Raw genomic sequence first — 1,031 nt, 5'->3', positions numbered from 1 at the left:
CCTCACCCTCTCCGGCGATTCCTACCGCACCCACGGCCGCCGCGACCTCATCAACCAGACCGAGAACAACTAAGCTCAACAACCCCAGAAGGGGTCCGCCCCAGTTCGGCACAAAGGGGTCCGTTCTACTTCGGCGTCAACACATGTGGTAATTCACCGCAAACGATCGTTTCTGGACAGGTCGACGGGAGGGGCCGACACTGCGACTGTTCACGTTGTGCTGCAGGGTCCTTGTCACGGTCTTCTGCAGTGTCTGGCGACGGGGGCGGGGCGCTGCCTCGATGATGTCGCCGGCACTCGACCCGAGCAACGGCAACCGGTACGCCTTCGCTGCCAGTGACCCCATCAACAACTCCGACCCGACCGGCTTCGACTGCGGTGGCGCCATCTTCGGTGCTGTCACTGGTGTTATCACCACGGCAGCTTCGGTCGCCGTGATCGGTACCGGCGTGGGCGGTCCCATTGGCGCTGTCGGATTCGCAGTAGGCGTGGCAGGTACGGTCTACAGCGTCGGAGATGCCATCAACACCTGCGGAAGTTGATCCCATGAATCGGAAACTCACGTACTGGCTCATCCTCGAAGCCGTGTTCGTCGCAGTCCTCGTGATCGCGATCTTCTTCCTCGAAGACCCAGTGACCCGCGTACTCCTCGGGATCTCCGGCGGCCTCGGCGCGATCGCCAGCATCATCATGGTCACGAAGATCTCGGCCCAGCGGCGCAAGCCAAGCCCAGAGCAGGACGGAAAGTAGCAACCGCCAAGAGGGGGCCACCGCACGGTGGCCCCCTCTTTCGCGCCCGTAACCACCATCGTCACCGAACGCGACCGTTCCGGATCTGCGCTCTTGGAGGACACGGCAGTGCTGCACGTGGACAGTCCGCTCGCAGTTGGGGAACATCATGGAACTGGACTGGTCCCCGGTTCTTGGACTGATTAGTCGGTTCGAGATCCGGGGATGGTTCGTGTGGGTGGTACCGCGTCGTCGTTGACGAGTGCGCAGCGGGTGGCTGCGGTGGAGTGGTTCGGTCGGGG

2 protein-coding genes are annotated in these 1,031 nt (G+C 62.9%); both read left to right on the top strand.

Annotated elements, in window-relative coordinates; translation table 11 throughout:
* Positions 1-281 precede the first annotated feature (281 nt).
* A complete protein-coding gene (locus GVL05_RS19790; protein ID WP_159574243.1) occupies positions 282-542 on the top strand; it encodes a hypothetical protein in 261 nt (86 codons plus the stop codon).
* 4 nt (positions 543-546) lie between these two features.
* The gene (locus tag GVL05_RS19785) at positions 547-750 is read left to right on the top strand and encodes a hypothetical protein (RefSeq protein WP_159574242.1); all 204 of its coding nucleotides are present in this window, start codon (positions 547-549) and stop codon (positions 748-750) included.
* Positions 751-1,031 lie beyond the last annotated feature (281 nt).

It is taken from the genome of Curtobacterium sp. 18060 (assembly GCF_902706105.1).
Lineage (GTDB): Bacteria > Actinomycetota > Actinomycetes > Actinomycetales > Microbacteriaceae > Curtobacterium.
Note: the sequence above shows the minus strand (reverse complement) of the source record. Positions and strands in the feature narration are given on the sequence as shown.